General features: G+C 51.6%; 1 protein-coding gene. It reads right to left on the bottom strand.

Annotation, left to right across the window (positions count from 1 at the left end; translation table 11 throughout):
• Positions 1-729: beta-ketoacyl synthase N-terminal-like domain-containing protein (locus tag R7Q11_RS26165; RefSeq protein ID WP_318094456.1), on the bottom strand; the 729-nt coding region annotated here is incomplete at both ends.

Raw genomic sequence — 729 nt, 5'->3', positions numbered from 1 at the left:
AGCACTTTCGCAGTCGCGTAAGTCGGTCCCATCAGCATGTCTTTTTCCACACCAATCGCTGAGAATGCGTAGCCACGGATGTAGCCAAGAATTTCCATGCCCAACTCTTTCGCTTTACCTTCGCGCATCAGCATCACTGCCGCGCCGCCATCAGTCAGCGGCGTACTGTTTGCTGCGGTAACACTGCCGTACTGGCGGTCAAATGCAGGACGTAACTTTGCATAGCCCTCTAATGTCGAGTCGTGACGAACGTTGTTGTCTTCAGAAATCCACTTTTTGTAAGGTTCAGGGAAAGCGGTCATCACCTCACCTTGGGTTTTGCCTTCTTTCCAAGCTTGGGATGCCAATGTATGAGAGCGATGAGCTAGCGCATCTTGTTCTGCGCGTGAGATACCGTGCGTCTTCGCCATTTGCTCTGCCGTTTGTCCCATCGACAAACCCGTCGAGTATTCCGCGACGGCTGGCGGAACAGGCATGAGATCTTTAAAACTCAGACTCTTGAGAATATTGAGCTTTTGCCCCAATGTTTTGGTTTTGCTTAGAGCCAACAGGTTAGCAGCAAGTTTTTTGGACACACCGATAGGAAGTACAGAAGATGAATCCGCACCGCCAGCGATACCAATTTCAATGGTGCCAGCCATGATGCTCTCTGCTACGTTTACCGCCGCTTGGAAGCTCGTCGCACACGCACGCGTCACGCTGTAAGCGTCGGTATGGATGTTCATCCCC

The organism is Vibrio sp. 970, assembly GCF_033339075.1.
The sequence above is the reverse complement of the archived record's forward strand: the minus strand, read 5'-3'. Positions and strand labels throughout refer to the sequence as shown.